This window comes from Modicisalibacter sp. 'Wilcox', from assembly GCF_010993675.1.
In the GTDB taxonomy this organism is placed as follows: domain Bacteria; phylum Pseudomonadota; class Gammaproteobacteria; order Pseudomonadales; family Halomonadaceae; genus Modicisalibacter; species Modicisalibacter tunisiensis.
Genome location: NZ_WNXF01000011.1, coordinates 26,313 through 49,860 on the forward strand (window position 1 = coordinate 26,313; position 23,548 = coordinate 49,860).

Annotated in this window: 20 protein-coding genes and 2 tRNA genes; 18 read left to right on the plus strand and 4 right to left on the minus strand. The window is 70.0% G+C overall.

Annotated features, from left to right (window positions below):
• Positions 1–110: 110 nt before the first annotated feature.
• Positions 111–2,699, minus strand: coding sequence for a DNA mismatch repair protein MutS (gene mutS / locus G7A98_RS11090; RefSeq protein ID WP_163649743.1), 2,589 nt, complete (start codon positions 2,697–2,699; stop codon positions 111–113).
• Between the two features lie 179 nt (positions 2,700–2,878).
• Here mutS and G7A98_RS11095 point away from each other — a divergent pair, with 179 nt between their 5' ends.
• The 8 genes from G7A98_RS11095 to G7A98_RS11130 all read left to right on the plus strand — a co-directional run bounded on the left by G7A98_RS11095 (position 2,879) and on the right by G7A98_RS11130 (position 10,098).
• Positions 2,879–3,403, plus strand: a complete 525-nt coding sequence (locus G7A98_RS11095) for a CinA family protein (RefSeq protein ID WP_163649832.1) — start codon at positions 2,879–2,881, stop codon at positions 3,401–3,403.
• A 120-nt stretch (positions 3,404–3,523) separates the two neighbouring features.
• Positions 3,524–4,591, plus strand: a complete 1,068-nt coding sequence (gene recA, locus G7A98_RS11100; RefSeq protein ID WP_163649744.1) for a recombinase RecA — start codon at positions 3,524–3,526, stop codon at positions 4,589–4,591.
• Positions 4,592–4,600: 9 nt separating this feature from the next.
• Positions 4,601–5,059 (plus strand): regulatory protein RecX, encoded by a 459-nt coding sequence (locus tag G7A98_RS11105; protein WP_163649745.1) that lies wholly within the window; start codon positions 4,601–4,603, stop codon positions 5,057–5,059.
• 282 nt (positions 5,060–5,341) lie between these two features.
• Entirely contained in the window at positions 5,342–7,951 is a 2,610-nt protein-coding gene (gene alaS, locus G7A98_RS11110; protein ID WP_163649746.1) for an alanine--tRNA ligase, read from the plus strand.
• A gap of 114 nt (positions 7,952–8,065) precedes the next feature.
• Positions 8,066–9,316 (plus strand): aspartate kinase, encoded by a 1,251-nt coding sequence (locus tag G7A98_RS11115; protein WP_163649747.1) that lies wholly within the window; start codon positions 8,066–8,068, stop codon positions 9,314–9,316.
• A 213-nt stretch (positions 9,317–9,529) separates the two neighbouring features.
• The gene (csrA, locus tag G7A98_RS11120) at positions 9,530–9,727 is read left to right on the plus strand and encodes a carbon storage regulator CsrA (protein ID WP_163649748.1); all 198 of its coding nucleotides are present in this window, start codon (positions 9,530–9,532) and stop codon (positions 9,725–9,727) included.
• Positions 9,728–9,904: 177 nt separating this feature from the next.
• Positions 9,905–9,997: transfer RNA gene (locus G7A98_RS11125), tRNA-Ser, on the plus strand.
• Between the two features lie 24 nt (positions 9,998–10,021).
• Positions 10,022–10,098, plus strand: a tRNA-Arg gene (locus tag G7A98_RS11130).
• A 210-nt stretch (positions 10,099–10,308) separates the two neighbouring features.
• On the opposite strand, the gene G7A98_RS11135 is transcribed toward G7A98_RS11130, so the two are convergent.
• The 3 genes from G7A98_RS11135 to G7A98_RS11145 all read right to left on the minus strand — a co-directional run bounded on the left by G7A98_RS11135 (position 10,309) and on the right by G7A98_RS11145 (position 12,516).
• Entirely contained in the window at positions 10,309–11,286 is a 978-nt protein-coding gene (locus G7A98_RS11135; protein ID WP_163649833.1) for a tRNA-dihydrouridine synthase, read from the minus strand.
• A 136-nt stretch (positions 11,287–11,422) separates the two neighbouring features.
• Positions 11,423–12,043 (minus strand): YigZ family protein, encoded by a 621-nt coding sequence (locus tag G7A98_RS11140; protein ID WP_163649749.1) that lies wholly within the window; start codon positions 12,041–12,043, stop codon positions 11,423–11,425.
• Positions 12,043–12,516 (minus strand): LexA family transcriptional regulator, encoded by a 474-nt coding sequence (locus tag G7A98_RS11145; RefSeq protein ID WP_163649750.1) that lies wholly within the window; start codon positions 12,514–12,516, stop codon positions 12,043–12,045. Before G7A98_RS11145 ends, G7A98_RS11140 begins: the two co-directional genes overlap by 1 nt.
• Positions 12,517–12,689: 173 nt before the next feature.
• Between G7A98_RS11145 and ccmA the strand changes: the two genes are divergently transcribed.
• The 10 genes from ccmA (at position 12,690) to smc (ending at position 23,489) form a co-directional block, all read left to right on the plus strand.
• Entirely contained in the window at positions 12,690–13,322 is a 633-nt protein-coding gene (ccmA, locus tag G7A98_RS11150) for a cytochrome c biogenesis heme-transporting ATPase CcmA (protein ID WP_163649751.1), read from the plus strand.
• Positions 13,322–14,020 carry a heme exporter protein CcmB gene (gene ccmB, locus G7A98_RS11155; RefSeq protein ID WP_163649752.1) on the plus strand — a complete coding sequence of 233 codons (699 nt, stop codon included), beginning with the start codon at positions 13,322–13,324 and terminating at the stop codon, positions 14,018–14,020. Before ccmA ends, ccmB begins: the two co-directional genes overlap by 1 nt.
• 12 nt (positions 14,021–14,032) lie before the next feature.
• Positions 14,033–14,764 carry a heme ABC transporter permease gene (locus G7A98_RS11160; protein WP_163649753.1) on the plus strand — a complete coding sequence of 244 codons (732 nt, stop codon included), beginning with the start codon at positions 14,033–14,035 and terminating at the stop codon, positions 14,762–14,764.
• Between the two features lie 237 nt (positions 14,765–15,001).
• On the plus strand, positions 15,002–15,229 hold the full coding sequence (gene ccmD, locus G7A98_RS11165) for a heme exporter protein CcmD (protein WP_163649754.1): 228 nt from the start codon (positions 15,002–15,004) through the stop codon (positions 15,227–15,229).
• Entirely contained in the window at positions 15,226–15,681 is a 456-nt protein-coding gene (ccmE, locus tag G7A98_RS11170) for a cytochrome c maturation protein CcmE (protein ID WP_163649755.1), read from the plus strand. The genes ccmD and ccmE overlap by 4 nt, the downstream gene beginning before the upstream one ends.
• A gap of 14 nt (positions 15,682–15,695) precedes the next feature.
• Positions 15,696–17,678 carry a heme lyase CcmF/NrfE family subunit gene (locus G7A98_RS11175; RefSeq protein WP_163649756.1) on the plus strand — a complete coding sequence of 661 codons (1,983 nt, stop codon included), beginning with the start codon at positions 15,696–15,698 and terminating at the stop codon, positions 17,676–17,678.
• The gene (locus G7A98_RS11180; RefSeq protein WP_163649757.1) at positions 17,675–18,208 is read left to right on the plus strand and encodes a DsbE family thiol:disulfide interchange protein; all 534 of its coding nucleotides are present in this window, start codon (positions 17,675–17,677) and stop codon (positions 18,206–18,208) included. The genes G7A98_RS11175 and G7A98_RS11180 overlap by 4 nt, the downstream gene beginning before the upstream one ends.
• Positions 18,193–18,666, plus strand: a complete 474-nt coding sequence (locus G7A98_RS11185) for a cytochrome c-type biogenesis protein (protein WP_163649758.1) — start codon at positions 18,193–18,195, stop codon at positions 18,664–18,666. Before G7A98_RS11180 ends, G7A98_RS11185 begins: the two co-directional genes overlap by 16 nt.
• Positions 18,663–19,901, plus strand: a complete 1,239-nt coding sequence (gene ccmI, locus G7A98_RS11190) for a c-type cytochrome biogenesis protein CcmI (protein ID WP_163649759.1) — start codon at positions 18,663–18,665, stop codon at positions 19,899–19,901. The genes G7A98_RS11185 and ccmI overlap by 4 nt, the downstream gene beginning before the upstream one ends.
• Positions 19,902–19,994: 93 nt before the next feature.
• Entirely contained in the window at positions 19,995–23,489 is a 3,495-nt protein-coding gene (gene smc / locus G7A98_RS11195) for a chromosome segregation protein SMC (protein ID WP_163649760.1), read from the plus strand.
• Positions 23,490–23,548: the final 59 nt, after the last annotated feature.

Below are 23,548 nucleotides of genomic sequence, written 5' to 3' on the forward strand. Positions count from 1 at the left end.
TATTATAAGGCCCTATTCTAAGTTGGCTCATTCTAGTCGCGGCCCGCCGGGAGCGGCAAGCGGGGCGATCGAACGATTGCGCATGAGGTCATGCCCGCTCGCCGTGCCGCCTAGAGCCGCTCGCGCCAGCGATAGAGCAGCTCGAGCGCCTGCCGTGGCGAGAGCTCGTCCAGCGCCAGTTCACCGAGCTCGTCGACCAGCGGATGCCGGGCGCTGGCGAACAGGTCGGGCTGCTGCGGCGCCGGCGCCGTGTCGTCGGCCCGGATCGGGCGCTGGCTCTGGTCGATCTCCTGCTGCTCCAGCCCGGTGAGCTTCTCGCGGGCCCGGGCGACCACGGCGGCGGGCACCCCCGCTAGCTGGGCCACCTGCAGGCCGTAGCTCTGGCTGGCCGGGCCTTCCTCGACACGGTGCATGAAGACGATACCGTCGCCGTGTTCAGCGGCGGTCAGGTGCACATTGCTCACGCCGTCGATCTGCTCGGCCAGCGCGGTCATCTCGAAGTAATGGGTGGCGAACAGGGTCAGGGCGCGCACGCCCGCCAGATGTTCGGCGCTCGCCCAGGCCAGTGACAGGCCGTCGAAGGTGCTGGTGCCGCGGCCGATCTCGTCCATCAGAACCAGGCTCTCGGCGGTGGCGTTGTGCAGGATGCTGGCGGTCTCGGTCATCTCGACCATGAAGGTCGAGCGCCCGCCGGCCAGGTCGTCGCTGGAGCCGATGCGCGTGAAGATACGATCCAGCGGGCCGATCTCGGCGCTGTCCGCCGGCACGAAGCTGCCGCTGTGGGCGAGCAGGGCGATCAGCGCCGCCTGGCGCATGTAGGTCGACTTGCCGCCCATGTTGGGGCCGGTAATCACCAGCATGTGGCGCTCGCGGTCGAGGTGCAGGTCGTTGGGCACGAAGGGCGCATCACTGACGTGCTCGACCACCGGATGGCGTCCGCCGCGGATGGTCAGGCCGGGCGTCTCGGCGAGCCGCGGACACGCCAGATCGAGCGCCAGGGCGCGCTCGGCGAACGCCGCCAGCACGTCGAGCGCGGCCAGGGCGCGGCCGCTGGCCTGCAGGGCGTCCAGCTCGGCACCCAGGGTGTCGAGCAGCCCCTCGTAGAGCAGCTTCTCGCGGGCCAGGGCGCGAGACTTGGCGGACAACGCCTTGTCCTCGAACTCCTTGAGCTCGGGGATGATGAAGCGCTCGGCGTTCTTCAGCGTCTGGCGGCGGATGTAATCGGCCGGCGCCTCGCGAGCCTGGGCGCGGGGAATCTCGATGTAGTAGCCGTGAACCCGATTGTAGCCGACCTTGAGGCCGGCCAGCCCGGTGCGTTCGCGCTCGCGGGTCTCCAGCCGGACCAGATAATCGCCGGCGTGCTCGGCCAGGCCGCGATGCTCGTCGAGTTCGGCGTCGAAGCCCTCGGCGATCACGCCTCCGTCGCGGATCACCACCGGCGGGCTCTCGACCAGGGCGCGCGTCAGGGTATCGGCCAGCTCGGGGTAGGGGCGGATGTGGCGCTTGAGCCCGTCCAGGGCGGAGCCCTCCTCGAGCGTGGCGAGGCTCGCCTGCAGCTCGGGCAGGGCGTTGAGCGCATCGCGCAGGCGGGCCAGGTCCCGCGGGCGAGCGCTGCGCAGCGCCACGCGGGCGAGGATGCGCTCGACGTCGCCGATGTGCTTGAGCGTCTCGCGCAGGTCGAGATGGCGCTCGCTGTCGAGCAGGCGCTGCACGGCGCCCTGACGCGCGATGACCTGGTCGCGGTCGCGCAGCGGACGATTGAGCCAGCGCTTGAGCAGCCGCGAGCCCATCGCCGTGGCGGTGGTGTCGAGCACGCTGGCCAGGGTGTTCTCGCTGCCGCCGCCGAGGTTGGTGTCGATCTCCAGGTTGCGGCGACTGGCGGCGTCGATGACCACCGACTCGTCGCGACTCTCCACGCCCAGCGCGGTGACGTGGGGCAGGCGCGAGCGCTGGGTGTCGCGGGCGTAGTCGACCAGCACCCCGGCGGCGGTGATCGCGCATTCCAGGTGAGCGCAGCCGAAGCCGCGCAGGTCGGCGACGCCGAACTGGTCGCACAGCAGGCGAGTCGCCGAGTCGTGATCGAACAGCCAGGCGCTCTGGCGCGTCAGCCCCGGGCGCTCGGCGAGGGCCGGCGGCAGCTCGAGGCCTTCGGCCACCAGCAGCTCGGCGGGGGCCAGGCGGTGGATCTCGGCGAGCAGGTCGGCCTCGCCGTCGACCTCCAGCACGCTGAAACGCCCGCTGGAAAGCTCCAGCCAGGCCAGCCCCCAGCGCTCGCCCTGCGGGTGCAGGGCCAGCAGCAGGTTGTCGCGCCGGGCGTCGAGCAGCGCCTCGTCGTGCAGGGTGCCGGGCGTGACGATGCGCACCACCTGGCGCTCCACCGGGCCCTTGCTGGTCGCCGGGTCGCCCATCTGCTCGCAGATGGCCACCGACTCGCCGGCCTTGACCAGCCGCGCCAGATACCCCTCGGCGCTGTGATAGGGCACGCCGGCCATGGGGATCGGCGCGCCCGCCGACTGACCGCGGGCGGTGAGCGTGATGTCGAGCAGCTGCGCGGCGCGCCTGGCGTCGTCGTAGAACAGCTCGTAGAAATCGCCCATGCGGTAGAAGAGCAGCACGTCGGGGTGCTCGCGCTTGATCTTCAGGTACTGGGCCATCATCGGCGTGTGGGTGGTCGACTTGCTGGCAACCGCGTCTGGCATGGCGTTGGAGGCTTCCCTGTGGCGTGGGCACATCCGTCGAAGACGGCGATCGTGGCCGGCCATTCTAGCGCAGTCGACGAGCGGGTCCACAGGCCGCCAGGGCGGGGCACGGGCGTGGCGGCTTCTGCTAAGCTGACGGCTCATGCACAGGGAGACGTGATACGGTGAATCACGGACGGATGCTGTCGCAACAGACGACCCGGGCGCTCGCCGAGCGCCTGCAGCGGCTCTGCCTGGAGCGGGGCGTGATGATCACCACCGCCGAGTCCTGTACCGGCGGCGGGGTGGCCAGCGCCATCACCGATATCGCCGGCAGCTCGGGGTACTTCGAGACCGGCTATGTCACCTATTCCAACGCCGCCAAGCAGCGACTGCTGGGCGTGCCGGAAGCGACCCTCGCCGAGCGGGGCGCGGTCAGCCGCGAGACCGTCGAGGCGATGGTCGCCGGGGCCTGCCATGAGAGCGGTGCCGACCTGGCGGTGGCGATCAGCGGCGTCGCCGGCCCCGGCGGCGGCAGCACCGACAAGCCGGTCGGCACGGTGTGGTTCGCCTGGGGTGACGCCCGGGCCTGTCGCAGTGAATGCCGCCACTTCGCGGGCGACCGCCGGGCCGTTCGCGAGCAGGCCGTGCACCGGGCGCTGGCCGGGCTGATCGAGGCGCTGACCGCTGCCGAAAGCGGTGCGAAGTGGACGCTGGAGGGATAGGCGGAGGCGGTTTTTTTCGTCATAATACTGGTCAATCATACAGTGTCCGGCAGGCGTCGGTTCGCGGCCCTTCCGCCCGTGTCGCCGGTGCTGCTTTCACGCGTTTTCAGGAGGCCTTTCATGGCACAGGACGACAATCGCACCAAGGCGCTCAACGCGGCGCTGTCCCAGATCGAGCGCCAGTTCGGCAAGGGTGCCGTGATGCGCATGGGCGACGCGCCCCGGGTGGCCATGCCGGCCGTTTCCACCGGCTCGCTGGGGCTGGACATCGCGCTGGGTATCGGCGGGCTGCCCTACGGTCGCGTGGTGGAAATCTACGGGCCGGAGTCCTCGGGCAAGACCACCCTGACCCTGTCGGTGATCGCCGAGGCGCAGAAGCAGGGCAAGACCTGCGCCTTCATCGACGCCGAGCACGCCCTCGACCCGAGCTATGCCGAGAAGCTCGGCGTCAACATCGACGACCTGCTGGTCTCGCAGCCGGACACCGGCGAGCAGGCCCTCGAGATCTGCGACATGCTGGTGCGCTCCGGCGGGGTCGACGTGATCATCGTCGACTCGGTGGCGGCCCTGACGCCGCGGGCCGAGATCGAGGGCGAGATGGGCGACTCCCACGTCGGCCTGCAGGCCCGCCTGATGTCCCAGGCGCTGCGCAAGATCACCGGCAACATCAAGAACGCCAACTGCATGGTGGTGTTCATCAACCAGATCCGCATGAAGATCGGCGTGATGTTCGGCAGCCCCGAGACCACCACCGGCGGCAACGCGCTGAAGTTCTACTCCAGTGTGCGTCTGGACATCCGCCGTACCGGCTCGGTCAAGCAGGGCGACGAGGTGACGGGCAACGAGACCCGCGTCAAGGTGGTCAAGAACAAGGTCTCGCCGCCGTTCCGCCAGGCCGAGTTCCAGATCCTCTACGGCAAGGGCATCTATCATGCCGGCGAGGTGGTCGATCTGGGCGTGCAGTGCAAGCTGATCGACAAGGCGGGCGCCTGGTACAGCTACCAGGGCAGCAAGATCGGCCAGGGCAAGGCCAATGCCGCCCAGTACCTCGAGGACAACCCGGCGGTGATGGAGGAGATCGAGAGCCAGATCCGCGCCCAGCTGCTCAACACGCCGGAACCCAAGGCCAAGGAAGGCGAGGCCGAAGCGGTCGAGGCACCGCTCGAGGATCGTGACGAACTCATCTAGGCGGCCGTCATGACCCCGGATTCGCTTGCCACGCCGCGCGACGACGCCATCCGCCTGCTGGCGCGTCGCGAGTACGCCGCCGCCGAGCTGCGCACCCGCCTGACCGCCAGGGGCCATGAGCCGGCGGCGGTCGAGGCGGCCCTCGCCCGGCTGGCCGAGGAGGGGCTGCAGTCGGACGCGCGCTTCGTCGAGCACTTCGTGCGCAGCCGCATCCAGCGCGGCCAGGGGCCGGTCAAGATCCGCGCCGAACTCGGCCGGCGCGGCGTGGATGGCGAACTGATCGGCGCGGCCCTGGACGAGGCCGGCTGCGACTGGCAGGCGCTGGCCTGCGAGGTGCTGGCCAAGCGCTTCGACGGGCCCGGCGACGGGCCCCGCGAGCGGGCGCGACGCCAGCGCTTCCTGGCCGGGCGCGGCTTCGATGCCGGTCAGGTCCATCACGCCCTGGCTCATGCCTGGCGCGAGACCTGATCCCCCCGGTGGCGGGCAGACCCGGTTTCCGAGGTTGCCTGCCCCTTTCCCGTCTCCTCTCTTTTCCCCACCGACCCGGCGACGGCACCGGTGCTCTCTTGCGCCGCCATTGACGGCCGCGTCTTTAGTCCCCCGCTGAACGCGTTATACTAGAGCGCCTTGCGACGGCTCAGGGCGGCCTGTTCCCGTCATCTTCCGGCTCGCTTCGCGCACGTTCGGTGTCGAGGCGTCGAGTGACTGCCATGGCCGCAGCGCCCTAACGCACATTGCCACGGATTTGCTATGAAAAGCGCAGATATCAGACAGGCCTTTCTGGCCTTCTTCGAGGAGCAGGGCCACACCATCGTGCCGTCGAGCTCGCTGGTGCCGGAGAACGACCCGACCCTGCTGTTCACCAATGCCGGCATGGTGCCGTTCAAGGATGTCTTCCTTGGCCGCGATCCGCGCCCCTACGTCCGCGCGACCTCGGCCCAGCGCTGCGTGCGCGCCGGCGGCAAGCACAACGACCTGGACAACGTCGGCTACACCGCGCGCCACCATACCTTCTTCGAGATGCTGGGCAACTTCAGCTTCGGCGACTACTTCAAGCGCGAGGCGATCCGCTTTGCCTGGACCTTCCTCACCGAGCGTCTGGGCCTGCCGGCCGACAAGCTGTGGGTCACCGTCCATGTCAGCGACGACGAGGCCGAGCGCATCTGGAAGGACGAGATCGGCGTCGATCCCGAGCGCTTCTCGAAGCTCGACGAGGACAACTTCTGGCAGATGGGCGACACCGGCCCCTGCGGCCCGAGCTCGGAGATCTTCTTCGATCACGGTCCCGATGTGTGGGGCGGCCCTCCCGGCAGCCCGGAAGAGGACGGCGATCGCTACATCGAGATCTGGAACCTGGTGTTCATGCAGTACGATCGCGATGCCGCGGGTACCCTGACGCCGCTGCCCAAGCCGTCGATCGACACCGGCATGGGCCTGGAGCGCATCGCCGCGGTGATGCAGGGCGTGCACTCCAACTACCAGATCGACCTGTTCGCCAACCTGCTCAAGGCGGCGGCGGACGTCATCGGCCACCATGACATCACCACGCCCTCGCTGCGGGTGATCGCCGACCATATCCGCTCCTGTGCCTTCCTGATCGTCGATGGCGTGCTGCCCTCCAACGAGGGGCGCGGCTACGTGCTGCGCCGGATCATCCGTCGCGCGGTGCGCCACGGCCACAAGCTGGGTGCCCGCGAGCCGTTCTTCCACCGGCTGGTGGCGGCGCTCGACGCCGAGATGGGCGAGGCCTATCCGGAGCTGAGCAAGGCCCGCGAGCAGATCGAGAAGGTCCTGCTCAAGGAGGAGGAGCAGTTCGCGCGCACCCTCGATCACGGCATGGGCCTGCTCGAGGCGGCGCTGGCGGAGCTCGACGGCGAGGTGCTGGCCGGCGAGACCATCTTCAAGCTCTACGACACCTACGGCTTTCCCTTCGACCTGACCGCCGACATCTGCCGCGAGCGCGGCGTGACCCTCGACGAGGCCGGCTTCGAGCGCGAGCTCGAGGCCCAGCGCGAACGGGCCCGGGCGGCCAGCCAGTTCGGCGCCGACTACGGCGCGGCGATCGAGGTGGAGGGCGAGACCGCCTTCACCGGCTACGACCGGCTCGAGGACGAGGCCCGCATCACCGCCCTGGTCGATGGCGAGGGCAATGCGCTGGCGGCGCTGGAGGCCGGGCAGACGGGCGTGGTGGTGCTCGATCGCACGCCCTTCTACGGCGAGTCGGGCGGGCAGGCCGGCGACACCGGCTATCTCGAGGCCGACGGCGCGCGCTTCCAGGTGACCGACACCCAGAAGCAGGCCGGGCATCACCTGCACCATGGGGTGATGGTCGAGGGCGTGCTCGAGGTCGGCGGTCATGTCGCGCCGCGGGTGGACGCCTCGCTGCGAGCGGCGACCATGCGCAACCACTCGGCCACCCACCTGCTCCACGAGGCACTCAAGCGGGTGCTGGGCGAGCATGTCCAGCAGAAGGGCTCGCTGGTGACCGCCGAGCGGCTGCGCTTCGACTTCAGCCATTTCGAGGCGCTGAGCGCCGAGCAGCTCACCGAGGTGGAGGCCATCGTCAATCGCGAGATCCTCGCCAATGCCGCGACGGGCATTGAGCACATGTCGCTCGACGAGGCCAGGGCGCGCGGTGCCGCGGCGCTGTTCGAGGCCAAGTACGGCGAGGACGTGCGGGTGCTGACCATCGGCAGCGACGGCTTCTCCGTCGAGCTGTGCGGCGGCACCCACGTGGCCCGCAGCGGCGACATCGGCGCCTTCCATATCCTCGCCGAGACCGGCATCGCCGCCGGCGTGCGGCGCATCGAGGCGGTCACCGGGGAGGGCGCGTTGGCCTACTTCCGGGAGCAGGAAGCCCGCCTGGCGCGGATCGGCGAGCGTCTGCGGGCCAAGCCCGAGCAGGTCGAGTCGCGGGTCGACGCCCTGCTCGAGCGCAACCGGGCGATGGAGAAGGAGCTCGAGCGGCTCAAGGCCAAGCTGGCCAGCGCGGCGAGCAACGACGTGCTTGCCGAGGTCCAGGAGGTGGCGGGCGTCAAGGTACTGGCCAGGCAGCTCGAGGGGGTCTCCGGCAAGGAGCTGCGCACCCTCATGGATCAGCTCAAGAACAAGCTGGGCTCCGGCATCCTGGTGCTCGGCGTGGCCGATGCGGACGCCGGCAAGGTCAGCCTGATCGCCGGGGTCACCGATGACCTGACCGGGCGGGTCAAGGCCGGGGCGCTGGTCAATCATGTCGCCGGGCAGGTCGGCGGCAAGGGCGGCGGGCGCGCCGACATGGCCCAGGCCGGGGGCAGTCGCCCCGAGGCCCTGCCGTCGGCCCTGGCCGGTGTGCCCGACTGGGTCGCCCAGCAACTGGGCTGAGCGTTTCGCAATGGCCGCGTGGCAGGATGTCACCGGCCCTTTCTCATGGTCGGGGCCGTAGGCTCCGGCCGGCGAAGGGTTTTCCATTCATGTTCCAACACGGATAGGCAACTCATGGCGCTATACGTACAGAAATTCGGTGGCACCTCGGTGGGCTCGGTCGAGCGCATCAAGGCCGTGGCCGAGAAAGTCAAGCGGTTCCGTGACGAAGGCCATCAGGTGGTGGTCGTCGTCTCGGCGATGAGCGGCGAGACCAACCGGCTGGTCGGGCTGGCCAACGAGATCAACGACGAGCCCACCCCGCGCGAGATGGACATGCTGGTCTCCACCGGCGAGCAGGTCACCATCTCGTTGATGGCCCTGGCCCTGCACAAGCTGGGCGTGCCGGCGACCTCCTACACCGGTTCGCAGGTGGGCATTCTCACCGACAGCGCCCACACCAAGGCGCGCATCCAGCGCATCGAGACCGACGAGATGCGCGAGGACCTTGACGACGGCAAGGTGGTGGTCGTCGCCGGCTTCCAGGGCGTCGACGAGGAGGGCAACATCACCACCCTCGGGCGCGGCGGCTCCGATACCACCGGGGTGGCGCTGGCCGCGGCGCTCCAGGCCGACGAGTGCCAGATCTACACCGATGTCGACGGCGTCTACACCACCGACCCGCGGGTCTGCTCCCGGGCCCGGCGCCTCGAGCGCATCACCGTCGAGGAGATGCTCGAACTGGCCAGTCTCGGCTCCAAGGTCCTGCAGATTCGCGCCGTCGAGTTCGCCGGCAAGTACAATGTGCCGCTGCGCGTGCTGTCCAGTTTCGAGGATGGCCCCGGCACCCTGATCGTCGCTGATTCAGATGAAGAAGAGGATTCCATGGAAGAACCGCTGATCTCCGGTATCGCCTTCACGGCCAATGAAGCCAAGCTGACCCTGCTCAACACGCCGGATATCCCGGGGGTGGCCTCGAAGATTCTCGGCCCGATCGCCGATGCCAATATCGAAGTGGACATGATCGTCCAGAACGTGGCGCCGACCGGCAATTACACCGACTTCACCTTCACCGTCGCCAAGAGTGACTTCAAGCAGACCCAGCGGATTCTCCAGAATGAGGTGATCCCGGCGCTGGGCGAGGGGGAACTGCGCGCCGACGACAACATCGCCAAGGTCTCGCTGGTCGGGGTCGGCATGCGCTCCCATGCCGGTGTCGCCTCCAAGATGTTCCGCGTGCTGGCCGAAGAGAACGTCAACATCCGCATGGTGTCCACCTCGGAAATCAAGATCTCGGTGGTGATCGACGAGAAGCACATGGAGCTGGCGGTTCGTGCCCTGCATGACGCCTTCGGACTCGACAAGGATCGCGTGGAAAGCGAGTGAGCCATGCATAGGACCCGAAAGAGGTTCTACGCTGTAGGGGTGTAAGGATACACAAGGGTCCGTAGCAGGGCTTTCATTCAACGTGGTGATGATGTCTCATTGGCCGCGTTGTTGGCCCGCAAGGAGCGTTTGGCGCATAATCAGCGCCGCGCTTCTTCTATGGACCATAGCTGTTGCGCACCCCGTTGGAAGAAGTCTGAAAGGAGATCAGCCATGCTCATCCTGACCCGCCGAGTCGGCGAGACGCTCATGATCGGTGACGAAATTACCGTCACCGTACTGGGGGTCAAGGGGAATCAGGTCCGAATCGGCGTCAACGCACCGAAGAACGTGTCCGTGCATCGCGAGGAAATCTATCAACGCATTCAGCGCGAGAGGACGGAAAGCGACAGTGGAGAGGTCGAGAGCTGACGGGAGCGGGGGAGTCGCGAGTCAGACGGCATGATCGGCGTTACCCCGCATCTTCGACTTCTCGGGGCACCAGGGAGCCCGTTGCACTGCCCCGCCGCCGGACCGATGACAGAAAAAATTGCCGCCAGGGTGGACAGGGCCCAACAAAATCGGTAATCTACGCGCCGTGTTGATGAGGGAGAGGTGGCCGAGTGGCTGAAGGCGCTCCCCTGCTAAGGGAGTATAGGGTTTATAGCCCTATCGAGGGTTCGAATCCCTCTCTCTCCGCCATTCAACATGTGAAGACGGTAATGAGCGCCCGTAGCTCAGCTGGATAGAGTACCTGACTACGAATCAGGTGGTCGGAGGTTCGAATCCTCCCGGGCGCGCCAGAATCCCATCCGCCCTCCCTGCCGGGAGGGCGGATTTCGTTGGTCATCGTGTTTTCCTTGGCAGCTTGGGGCCTGCTGGCGTCGCGAGCCGGTTACCCCGTGGCGGTCGTCTCGAGGCACGTCGATTCCTGTCGACGTGCCTCTTTTTTGTGCGCCTCTCCCGGGGCGTCCCGGCGTCCCGGCGCGCCGGCGTTCCCTCTCGGACGGACGTCAGCAGGCCAGCGGGGCCGCCTCGCGCCGCTCCGGGGCCGGTTCGTCGCCGGGAGCCCGCAGCCCGGCGAGGAAGGCGTCCAGCCGGGTCTCGCGGCGCAGGGTCGCGAAGCGCCGGGCCGCCTCGGCATCGCGGCCGCGCATGATGTTGAGCCATTGCTTGAGCAGCGACACCACGACCCGCTCCGGCAGGTGCTGACGCTGGCGCTCGGCATAGCGGTGCAGCACCTCGGCACGGGCCTGCCAGGGCGTGGCGGGCAGACCCTCGCCGGTGCGCTGCCAGTGGCGGATGCGGCGTGGCAGCAGTGGGTCGGCGAGCACGGCCCGGCCCAGCATCACGTCCTCGCAGCCGGAAAGGCTGCGGGCCTTCCAGTAGTCGGCCAGGGTCCAGATGTCGCCGTTGGCGATCACCGGAATCGTCAGTTGCGCCCGGATGCGGGCGATCCACTCCCAGTGCGCGGGCGGCCGGTAGCCTTCGTTGCGCGTGCGCGCATGCACCACCAGATGGCGGGCGCCGCCGTCTTCCGCCGCCCGGGCACAGGCCAGAGCCAGCTGCTTGTCGGCGAAGCCCAGGCGGATCTTGGCGGTCACCGGGATGGCGCCCTCCACGGCGCCGGCCACCGCGGCGACGGCGCGCTCGACCCGGTGCGGGTCGCGCAGCAGGCTGGCCCCGCCGTCATGGCGATTGACGGTCTTGGCCGGGCAGCCGAAGTTCAGGTCGAGGCTGGTGGCGCCGAGCGCGAGCGCCTGGCGGGCGTTGGCGGCCAGGGCCTGCGGGTCGGAACCCAGCAGCTGAAGGTGAACGGGAATGCCGGCGGGGGTGACGACGCGCGCCTGGCGCAGTTCCGGGCAGTGCTTGTAGAAGACCCGCGGCGGCAGGCGCGCGTCGACCACGCGCACGAATTCGGTGACCGTCCAGTCCAGCCCCTCCTCGCGGGTGAGCAGATCGCGCGTGACGGCGTCGATGACGCCTTCCATGGGGGCCAGGCCGATCCGGCCCGGGTAACGTAATGCCTGCACCGGCGAGTGCCTCCTGCCGCAACCTCTGGGCGCGACAGTCTAGCAGGCGATGCCTGCCCGGCGGGAGCATCGAGTGTACCGTGCCGGGGAGGGCTCAGGGGGCCTCGAGCAGGCTCAGGCGTCCCTTGAGGCGGGACTCGAGTTCGGCCAGCTCCACGGGCGACTCGCTGGGCCAGCCGACGGTGAGCACCACGCCATCGGCGGCGTAGTCCGCCTGCTCGACGGGCACGGCCCGTTCGTCGAACCAGCCGCGGGCCTCGGCCTCGCCGGCGAAATCGACGCGCAGGCGCAGCGGGCGGCGCGCCGTGAAGCTCGCCAGCGGCAGGTCCGCCAGCGCCTGCTGCACCGCCCGGGAATAGGCCCGCACCAACCCGCCGGTGCCGAGCTTGGTACCGCCGAAATAGCGGGTGACCACGCAGCCGATCTGGCCGATGCCGCTGCCGTCGAGCACCTGGAACATCGGGCGGCCCGCGGTGCCGCCGGGCTCGCCGTCGTCGGAAAAGCCGATCGCCGTCTGCTCGCCGGGCGGACCGGCGATGAAGGCGCTGCAGTGGTGGCTGGCGTCCGGGTAGTGCGCGCGGGCCGCGCTCAGCAGCCGCTCGAAGGCCGCGCTGTCCGGGGCATGGCACAGCCAGGCGATGAAGCGGCTGCGCTCGATCTCGATCTCGTGGCGATGCACCGCATCGGGTGCGAGGTCGGGAATCGGATACGCCATCAGGCGGCGACCTCCGAGCGGCGCATCACGCCCATCACCAGCCCCAGCACCTGGATGTCGTCGTTCTTCAGGTAGATCGGCGGCATGGCGGCGTTGGCCGGCTGCAGGCGCACCCCGCGTTTCTCGATGTAGAGCTTCTTGAGGGTGACCTCCTGATCGTTGATCAGCACCACGGCGGTCTCGCCGTTCTCGGCGCTCTCCTGGCGCTCGATGATGATGATGTCGCCGTCGTGGATGTTGCAGTCGATCATCGAGTTGCCGCGCACCCGCAGGGCGTAGGTGTTGCGGCGCACCATGCGTGCGGGAATCGACACGCTGTCGCGATCGGGGCAGGCCTCGATCGGCAGCCCGGCGGCGACCTGGCCGAGCAGCGGCACCTCGACCAGGTCGGTGGCGTCGACCGCCTCCCAGGCGCCGTCGTTGAGGGGCAGGTTGGGCAGGCGTTGCAGGTAGTGCGGCTGGGCGGACTGCATGACCGTCTCCATCGGCTGCGACGTGGGGCCGGGCCAGCGCCGGTACTGGCGCGGATGCCCGGGGGCCAGAGCATCATAGCAAGCGCGGCAGGGGCGGCAAACGCCGCTTCACGGCTGGCTGCCAACGGCGCTTTCGGGGTAAAGTGCCCGGCGAATTCGTGCGGGAGGACGCCGTGACATTTCGTCTCGAGGCCCGGGGGCTGGCCTGCGAACGCGACGATCGCTGGCTGTTTCGCGATCTCGATCTCGGCGTCGGCCCCGGGGATGTGGTCCGAATCGAGGGACCCAACGGCAGCGGCAAGACCTCGCTGCTCAAGCTGCTCGCCGGCCAGCTGCCGCTGCAGGCCGGCGAGCTGCACTGGAACGGCGTGTCGCTGCGCCGGGCCCGTCCGGCCTTTCTCGCCAACCTGCTCTATCTGGGCCATGCCTCGGGCATCAAGCCGGCGTTGAATGCGCTCGAGAACCTCGCCTGGTATCAGGCCCTGCACGGCGAATCCGGCAGTCACCGGGCGCGCCTGGCCGCGCTCGAGGTCCTGGGGCTGGCCGGCTTCGAGGAGGTGCCGGCGGCCCAGCTCTCCGCCGGGCAGCAGCGGCGCATCGCCCTGGCGCGGCTGACGCTCTCGCCGCGCCTGCTGTGGATTCTCGACGAACCGTTCACGGCCATCGATCGTCAGGGCGTGGCGGCGCTCGAGGACGCCCTCTGGAACCATGCGGCGGCCGGCGGCGCGGTGCTGCTGACCACCCATCATGAACTGCACGCACGCGGGGCGCTGACCCGGGTGGACCTGAGCAAGGCGGGCGACTGATGCAACCCCGAACCTCCGTCGCCGGCCTGGGGCCGGCCCTGCTGGCGACACTGCGCCGGGACCTGACCGTGGCGCTGCGGCGCCGCGGTGACCTGGTCAATCCGCCGGCCTTCTTCGCCCTGGTCATCACGCTGTTTCCGCTGGGCATCTCGCCGGTGCCCGAGCAGCTCGCCGCCATCGCCCCCGGGCTGCTGTGGGTGGCGGCGCTGCTGGCCACCCAGCTCTCCCTGGACGCCCTGTTCCGCAGCGACCACGAGGACGGCAGCCTCGAGCAGCTGCTGCTCGCGCCCCAGCCGCTGGCGGCGCTGGTGCTGGCCAAGGTGGCGGTGCACTGGCTGCTGACGGGGCTGCCCCTGGCGCTGATGGCGCCGCTGCTGGGGCTGCTGCTGTCGCTGCCGTCGGGCAGTTACGGCGTGCTGGCGGCCTCGCTGGCGCTGGGCAGTGCCACGCTCGGCCTGATCGGGGCGATCGGGGCGGCGCTGACCGTGGGCCTGGCGCGAGGCAGCGTGCTACTGTCGCTGCTGGTGCTGCCGCTGACCATTCCGGTGCTGATCTTCGGGTCCGGCGCCGTCCAGGCCGCGGCGATGGGCGGGGACGTCGCGCCGGCACTGGCCATGCTGGGCGCCCAGCTGGCCCTGGCGCTGATGCTGGCGCCGTGGGCGATCGCCGGCGCCCTGCGAATCAGTATTCACGGGTGAGGTAACACGCTCATGTGGGACGTCGTTCATCGTCTGGGCTCGCCCAGAACCTTCTACACCATCGCCGGACGCTGGCAGCCGTGGCTGTGGGCGCTGGCGGCCCTGCTGCTGGGCACGGGCAGTGTCTGGGCGCTGCTCTTCGCGCCCGCCGACTACCAGCAGGGCGACAGCTTTCGCATCCTCTACGTGCACGTGCCGGCGGCGATCCTCGCCCAGTCATGCTTCGTGCTGATGGCCGTGGCCGGGGCGATCTTCCTGGTCTGGCGCATCAAGCTCGCCGACATGGTGGCCACGGTGATCGCGCCGTTCGGCGCGGCGATGACCGGCGTGGCGCTGTTCTCCGGCTCGGTGTGGGGCGTGCCCACCTGGGGCACCTGGTGGGTGTGGGATGCGCGGCTGACCTCGATGCTGATCCAGCTGTTTCTCTACCTGGGGGTCATCGCGCTGCGCGGCGCCTTCGCCAGCCGTGACGGCGGCGCCCGGGCGGCATCGCTGCTGACCCTGGTCGGCGTGATCAACATCCCCATCATCAAGTACTCGGTGGACTGGTGGAACACCCTGCACCAGCCGGCCACCTTCACCCTGACCCAGCGCCCGGCGATGCCCGCCGAGATGTGGCTGCCGCTGGCGGTGATGGTGCTCGGCTTCTACGCCTACTTCGTCGCGCTGACGCTGACCCGCACGCGCAGCGAGATCCTGCGCCGCGAGGGACGCAAGCGCTGGGTGCTCGAGCTGGGGAGCTGATCGGGGCGGTCGCTGCCAGCCGCGGTCGGCCGGCAGGGCATCGCCGTTGGCTTTGACGAGGACGCCGTCGGCCCAGCCCGAGTCATGGTTCATCTATCGGCAATAGCCCCGAGTCGGCCTGGGCTTGATCAAAAATGGCGACAATGGTTGTATACACTTTAAAGCCGATAAATGTATACACTTGTGGTATTCGGTAGCCGTCACCCCTGACCCGCGCGGTCGCACCGCGAGACAACCATGGCCTTCGAGTCGCTGAACGCATTCCTGAACATGGGCGGTTATGCCCCCTACGTCTGGCCCGCCTGGGGCGTGACCCTGGCGGTGCTGGTCGGCGGCGGCCTGCAGGCCGTGGCCGAGCATCGTCGCCGGCTGCGGGAGCTGCGCCGTCGGCAGCGGCGCGCGGCGGCGGACGCCGCCCCACGGGAGGCCGTGCCCACGGAAGGCCGTCCCACGAGGTTCCCATGACGCCCGCGCGTAGGCGCCGCCTGGGCGTGCTGCTGGCGCTGATGGTGCTGGCGGCCGTGGCCGCCGGCCTGCTGGGCTACGCCCTGCGCAGCAACATCAATCTCTTCTTCAGCCCGTCGCAGGTCGCCGCGGGCGAGGCGCCGGTCGGCCGCCAGATCCGTGCCGGGGGCATGGTCGAGACGGGCAGCGTGGCGCGCGATGCCGACAGCCTGGCCGTGACCTTCACGGTGACCGACTTCCAGGCCTCGCTCGAGGTCGCCTATCAGGGCATCCTGCCCGACCTGTTCCGCGAGGGGCAGGGCGTGGTGGTGGTCGGCAGGCTGGCCGACGACGGCGTCCTGCAGGCCGATCAGGTGCTGGCCAAGCACGACGAGAACTACATGCCGCCGGAAGTCGCCGACGCGCTCGCGGCGGCCGGCAAGTCACCCGCCGACTATCGGCGCACCGAGTAGCCCGGAGCCGTCGCATGCTTCTCCCGTTCATCCCGGAAGTCGGCCATTTCGCCCTGATCCTGGCGCTGATGATGGCGCTGATCCAGGCCGGGGTGCCGCTGGCCGGGGCGGCGACCCGGCGTCCGCTGTGGATGGCCTACGCCCGGCCCATGGCGCTCGGCCAGTTCGCCTTCCTGCTGGTGGCATTCGCCAGCCTCATGGCGAGCTTCCTGCTCGACGACTTCAGCGTCGCCTATGTCGCCAACAACGCCAACTCGCAGTTGCCCTGGTACTACAAGGCCACCGCGGTGTGGGGCAGCCACGAGGGCTCGATGCTGCTGTGGTGCCTGATGCTGGCCGGCTGGGGATGCGCCGTGGCGGGACTGTCCCGGCGCCTGCCCGCGGCCCTGATGGCGCGCGTGCTGGGCGTGATGGGGCTGGTCGGCAGCGGCTTTTTGCTGTTCGTGCTGCTCACCTCCAATCCCTTCACGCGGCTGTTGCCCAACGTCCCCGGCGAGGGCGCCGACCTCAACCCGCTGCTCCAGGATGTCGGCCTGATCATCCACCCGCCGATGCTCTACATGGGCTACGTGGGCTTCTCGGTGGTCTTCGCCTTCGCCATTGCCGCACTGCTCGAGGGCCGCATCGATGCTGCCTGGACCCGCTGGGCGCGCCCCTGGACCAACGTCGCCTGGGCGTTTCTCACCGTGGGCATCGCGCTGGGCAGCTGGTGGGCCTACTACGAGCTGGGCTGGGGCGGCTGGTGGTTCTGGGACCCGGTGGAGAACGCCTCGCTGCTGCCCTGGCTGGCGGGTACCGCGCTGCTGCATTCGCTGGCGGTGACCGAGAAGCGCGGCAGCTTCAAGAGCTGGACGGTGCTGCTGGCGATCTTCACCTTCTCGCTGTCGCTGCTGGGCACCTTCCTGGTGCGCTCCGGGGTGCTGACCTCGGTGCACGCCTTCGCCAACGACCCGACACGCGGCGCCTTCATCCTGATCCTGCTGGGGCTGACCGTGGGCGGCGCGCTGACCCTGTTCGCCCTGCGTGCGCCGCGGGTCTCCCAGGCCGTCACCGTCGGCTGGCTGTCCCGCGATGCGCTGCTGCTGGTCAACAACATCCTGCTGGTGGTGATGACCGTCACGGTGCTGCTGGGCACGCTCTACCCGCTGATTCTCGACGCCCTGGGGCTGGGCAAGGTCAGCGTCGGTCCGCCGTACTTCAACGCCCTGTTCGTGCCGCTGACGGCACTGCTGTGCCTGTTCATGGGGCTGGGGCCGGTGGCGCGCTGGAAGCGCATGCCGGCTCGCGAGCTGTGGCGGCGGCTGGCCGGGGCGGCGCTGGGTGCGGTGGTGCTCGCCGCGCTGGCGCCGCTCGTCTATCACGGCCGCTGGAATCCCGGGGTGTCGCTGGGGCTGCTGCTGGCCCTGTGGCTGGTGCTGTCGCTGGCCCGCGACCTGTTCGACAAGCTGCGCCACGCCCGCTCGCCGGGTGCCGGACTGCGGCGGCTGGCACCGGCCTACTGGGGCATGCAGCTCGGGCATCTGGGGCTGGCGGTGACCATCGTCGGAGTGACGGTGGTCTCGAACTACAACGTGGAACGCAACGTGCGAATGGCGGTCGGCGACCGGGTCCAGCTCGCCGGTTACACCTTCGCCCTGCGCTCGCTGGACAAGCGGCGCGGGCCCAACTTCGTCGCCGATGTCGCGACCCTCGACGTCAGTCGCGACGGCGAGAGGCGGTTCACCCTGCATCCCGAGAAGCGTCTCTACCTGGCGCGGCGCATGCCGATGACCGACGTCGCCCTGCGCCCGGGCCTGCTGCGGGATCTGTACGTGGCGATGGGCGAGGACCTGGGGGATGGGGCCTGGGCTCTACGTATTCAGTACAAGCCGTTCGTGCGCTGGCTGTGGCTGGGCGCGGCGCTGATGGCCGCCGGGGGCGTGCTGGCGGTGGCCGATCGCCGCTATCGTCGCGGCCGCGGGGCGCAACGGTGCAACGACGAGGGGGTGACATCATGACGCGACGTCTGCTGCTGCTGGTTCCGCTGGTGCTGTTCGCGGGGCTGGCGGTCTTTCTCTACCGTGGGCTGAACCACGATCCTGTCGGCCGCGAGTCGGCGCTGATCGGTCGTGAATTTCCGGCCTTCTCGCTGGCGACCGTCGCCGACCCGGACGTTCGCCATGATGCCTCGCTGCTGGCGGGCAAGGTGACCCTGGTCAACGTCTGGGGCGCCTGGTGCCCGACCTGCCGCGAGGAGATGCCGCAGCTGATGGCGCTCGCCGAGCAGGGCGTGAGGCTGGTGGGGGTCGACTACAAGGACACCCGGGAAGCGGCCACGGAGTTCCTGGACACGCTGGGCGATCCCTTTGCCGTCAACCTGTTCGACCCGGACGGGACCCTGGGCTTCGATCTCGGCGTCTATGGCGCGCCGGAGAGCTTCCTGGTCGACCGCGACGGCATCATTCGCTATCACCACACGGGTGCTATCCGGCCCGAGAATGTCGAGCAGGAAATCCTGCCCCGGGTGCAACGATGGCGCGACGACTGATCCGGACGGTGTTGCTGGCGGGGCTGCTGACGGTGTTGCTGGGCGTGGCCGCGGCGGCGACCATCGAGGTGCGCGACTTCGACGATCCGCAGCTCGCCCGGCGCTACACGACGCTGACCCACCAGCTGCGCTGCCCCAAGTGCCAGAACGAGACCATCGCCGCCTCCGCCTCGCCGATCGCCGCGGACATGCGCGAACGCGTCGCCGCGATGCTCGAGGCCGGGCGCAGCGATCGCGAGATCCAGGATTTTCTCGTGCAGCGCTTCGGTGAATATGTGCTCTACCGCCCGCGCCTGTCGCCGCGGACCTGGCTGCTGTGGGGCGGGCCCTTCCTGCTGGTGGGGCTGGGCGGCGTAATCCTGGCCTGGCGGGTGCGGCGCCGGACGGCGCCCCGAGCGCTCGATGCCGCGGAGCGCCGGCGGCTGGATGCGCTGCTCGACCGCGAGGACCGCTCATGATCGTGCTGTGGCTGCTGCTGAGCCTGATGCTGCTGCCGGCGGTGTGGCTGGTGTGCCGGCCGCTGTGGCGGGCCCGCTTCGAGCGGGCGCCTGTCGACGACCCCGCCCACACGGCCGAGAACGTGGCGGCCTATCGCCGGCGCCTGGCGCGGCTCGATGCGGCCCGACAGCGCGACGAACTGGATGCCGAGCGCTACGCCGAGGAGCGTCTGGCGCTCGAGCGCGGCCTGCTCGACGACACCGGCGAGAGCGCATCGCCGCGCTGGCGTTCGCCTCGGCGTTCGCCACGCAGCGGACGGTGGCTGGTGTTCGTCCTGGCCGCGGGGCTGGTGGCGGGCAGCCTGGGACTCTATCGCGAGGAGGGCGCCGTGGGCGACCTGGCGCTGTACACGGCCATCCAGTCGGTGCGCCATGCGCCCGGCGCCACGCCCGCCGAGCTCGTCGCGCGCCTGGAGACCCAGGCCGAGCGCCAGCCCGGCAACCCCAAGGTGTGGCTGACGCTGGCGCCGCTCTATCGCGATGCCGGGCGGCTCGACAAGGCGATCGCCAGCCTGCGCCGGGCCATCGCGCTGACGTCGCGGCGTCCCGAGCTGCTGGCCCGCCTGGCACAGCTCGAGTTCTTCGCCGCCGGGCGCACCCTGACCGACGAGGTCCAGTCGCTGATCGACGAGACCCTGTCCCGGGACCCGCGCCAGCCGATCGTGCTGGGCCTGCTCGGCGTGGCGGCCTTCGACCGGCAGCACTACGACCAGGCCATCGACTACTGGCGACGGGCCAGCGCCGGCTATGACGACGAGGCCGCGGTGGCGGCGCTCCAGCGCGGCATCGCCATCGCCCGGCAGCGTCAGGGGGAGTCGGGCCGGGCAGGCGAGGGCAGCGGCAGCACCGCGAGCCTGCGGGTCCGTGTCAGCCTGGCCGACAATCTACGCGAGCGTGTCGCGCCCGACGCCAGCGTGTTCGTGGTCGCGCGCGATGTCGACGGCAAGCTGCCGCCGCTGGCCGTCGAACGGCTGCGGGTGGCGGACCTGCCGCGTACCGTCACCCTCGACGATGCGGACGCCATGACGTCCCGTGCGCGCCTCTCCGCGGTCGACCGGGTACGCCTGGTGGGGCGGGTCTCGCAGCAGGGGCAGGCCGCCCCTCGGCCCGGCGACCTGGTCGGCCGGCTGGGGCCGGTGACGCTGGCGGATGACACGCCCGTGCAGGCCCTGCGCATCGACCACGTCGTCGAGTGAGCGCTCGCGCACGATCAGCGCTTGGGCCGTGCCGGTCGGTTGGGTAGACTCTGGCCAACTTCGACCGTTGGCAACGAGGGCCTCCCGCAGCGCATGCGTCTCAAATCGATCAAGCTGGCCGGCTTCAAGTCGTTCGTCGACCCCGTGACCGTGCCCTTCGACGGCAACATGACGGCGATCGTCGGCCCCAACGGCTGCGGCAAGTCCAACGTCATCGATGCGGTGCGCTGGGTGATGGGCGAGTCCTCGGCCAAGACCCTGCGCGGCGAGTCGATGACCGACGTCATCTTCAACGGCTCCACCGGGCGCAAGCCGGTCGGCCAGGCCTCCATCGAACTGCTCTTCGACAACCGCGACGGCAGCATGGGCGGGCCCTACGCCCAGTACGCCGAGATCGCCGTCAAGCGCCAGGTCAACCGCGACAGCCAGTCCACCTACTTCTTCAACGGCCAGAAGTGCCGTCGCCGCGACATCGCCGACCTGTTCCTGGGCACCGGGCTGGGGCCGCGCTCCTACGCGATCATCGGCCAGGGCATGATCTCGCGGCTGATCGAGGCGCGTCCCGAGGAGCTGCGCTCGACGCTCGAGGAGGCCGCCGGCATCTCCAAGTACAAGGAGCGCCGCCGCGAGACCGAGAATCGCATGCGCCGCACCCAGGAGAACCTCGAACGCCTCGACGACATCCGCGAGGAGCTCGACAAGCAGCTCGAGCGCTTGAAGCGCCAGGCCGAGGCGGCGCGCCGTTACCAGACTCTCAAGCAGGAGGAGCATCGCCTCAAGGGCGAGCTGGCGCTGCTGCGCGGTCGTGCCCTGCGTGCGCAGCAGACCGAGCAGGAATCCCGCGTGCGCGAGCTCGAGACCCAGGTCGAGCGCGAGATCCTCGGCCAGCGCGAGTGCGAGACCCGCCTGGAGGAGGCGCGCCTTGAGCACGATCGCCTGGCCGAGCAGCTCGAGGGCCATCAGGCGCGCTTCTACGAGACCGGCGCGGCCATCGCCCGGCTCGAGCAGCGCCTCGAGCACGCCCGCCACCAGGAGCAGCAGCTGGTTCGCGAGATCGAGTCGGCACGGCGCGAGCTGGCCGAGCTGGACCGCCTCGGCGAGTCCGACGGCGAGCGGCTGAGCCAGCTCGACGAACGGCTGGAGACCCTGGGGCCCGAGCAGGAGACGGTGGCCGAGTCGCTGGCCGAGCTGGAAGCCGCCCTGGAGGAAGCCGAGGCCGCCAACGAGGCCGCCCAGGCGGAATGGCAGGACTTTCAGGAGCGCGACAGCCAGGCCGCCCACGAGGCCGAGCGTGCCCAGGACAGCGTGCGCCATCACGAGCAGGCGCTCGAGGCCCGGAGCCGCGAGATCGAGCGCCGCCGCCAGCAGCTGGCCGAGCTGCCCGACGATGCCGCGCTGCGCGAGCGTCGCGAGGAACTCGCCGAACGACTGGCCGACATCGACCTCGAGCTCGAGGCACTGGAGGCCCGGAGCGATGCCCTGCAGGCCGAGCGTGACGCGGGTCGAGAGGCGCTGCGCGCGGCCGAGGCCGAGCGCGAGACCCAGCGCGAGAGCCGCAGCCGCCTGCAGGGCGAGATCGCCTCGCTGGACGCCCTGATCGCCGCCGGCCTCGACGACCAGGACGCCGCGCTGAACGACTGGCTGGCCCGGGAAGGGCTCGAGCGGGCGCCGCGCCTGGCCGAGCGGTTGCAGGTCGCGCCGGGCTGGGAGCGGCTGGTCGCCTGGGTGCTGGGGGCCTGGCTGCACGCGCGACTGCTGCCCGAGCTGCCCCGCGAGGCTCTCGCCCGCGGGCTGGAGAGTGGCGAGCTCGCGCTGATCGCCGCCGACGCCGGGAGCCCGCCACCGGGCACCCTGGCCGAGAAGACGGGGGGCGCCGGCGTGGCCGGCGCGCTGCTGGCGCGGGTGCACTGTGCCGACGATCCGGAGGCCGCCTGGGCCCGCCTGCCCGCGCTGGCCCCCGACGAGAGCGTGATCACCGCCGACGGCCTGTGGCTGGGCCATGGCTGGGCACGGCGTCTCGGCCTCGAGGACGGCGAGGCCGGAGTGATCGCCCAGCGCCAGCGCCGCGAGGCGGCGGGCGAGGAACTCGAGGCGGTCGCCGCGCGGCTCGAGACCTGCGCGCAGCGCCTCGAGGCGTTGCAGGCCCGGGACGCCGAGCTCGAGCAGGCCCTGGAGCAGGTGCGCGTCGGCGAGCGCGAACTGACCGAGCAGCGCCAGCAGACGGCACTGGCCGAGGCGAATCTGGGAACTAAACTGTCCCACGTCGAGGGGCGACATGGGGAACTCGCCGAGGAGATCGCGGGTCTTCAGGAGCAGCGCGAGACACAGGCGCTCGAGCTGGAGAGCGCCCGGGAGCGCTGGCAGGCGGCCATGGAAGCGCTCGAGGCCGGCAGCGAGCGGCGCGAGGCGCTCGACCGGCGCCGCCGCGAGGCCCAGGAGGCGCTGGCGGGGCGCCGTGCCCAGCTGCGTCCCCTGCAGGAGCGCTCACAGCAGCTGGCGCTCGAGGACCAGCGGCTGCGTACCGAACGCGCCGGGTTGCTCGAGCAGCGCGGTCGGGGCGACGAGACCCGCACCCGGCTCGAGGAAAAGTGTGCCGAGCTGGAAGCCGGCCGCGAGACGCTGCGCGAACCGCAGGACGAGGAGCGCGAGCAGCTCGAGGAACTCCTCGACCGCCGCACCCGCGAGGAGCGTGCGCTCAACGCCTGCCGCGACGAGGCCGCGCAGCTCGGCGAGACGCTGCGCGAGACCGAGCTGGCCCGCCAGCAGCACGAGCGCAACCTGGAGGGCATCCGTCAGCGGCTGGAAGAGGGGCGCATGCAGGTGCAGGCGCTCAAGCTCAAGGCCGACGCCCAGGACGAGGCGCTGAGTGAACTGGGGCATCGGGCCGCCGATCTGGAGGCCGCGCTCGATCCCGACGCCACCGAATCGGCCTGGCAGAACCGGCTCGAGACGGTGGGCGAGCGGATTCGCCGGCTGGGCGCCATCAATCTCGCCGCCATCGAGGAATACGACCAGCAGGCCGAGCGGCGCGACTATCTCGAGGCGCAGCATGCCGAGCTCGGCGAGGCGCTGGAGACCCTGGAGCGGGCGATCCGCAAGATCGACCAGGAAACCCGCACCCGTTTCAAGGAAACCTTCGAACGGGTCAACGCCGGTTTCGGCGAACTTTTTCCGCGGGTTTTCGGCGGCGGAACGGCGTGGTTGACGCTGACCGGCGAGGATTTGCTGGAGACGGGCGTGGCGATCATGGCGCGCCCGCCGGGCAAGAAAAACAGCACCATTCACCTGCTCTCCGGCGGGGAAAAGGCGCTGACGGCGCTGTCGCTGGTGTTCGCGATCTTCCAGCTGAATCCGGCGCCGTTCTGCATGCTCGACGAGGTCGATGCGCCGCTGGACGACGCCAATGTCGGCCGTTATGCCAGACTGGTCAGGGACATGGCCGAGAGCGTGCAGTTCATCTACATAACGCACAACAAGATCGCCATGGAGGCCGCCGATCGGCTGATGGGGGTCACCATGCAGGAGCCGGGGGTGTCGCGGCTGGTGGCGGTCGGTGTCGAGGAAGCCGCCGAACTGGCCGAGGCGTGACGCCAATGATCCGGCCCCCGGCGTTCGACAATCGTGTTTCGCCGGCAGGGAAATGAAGG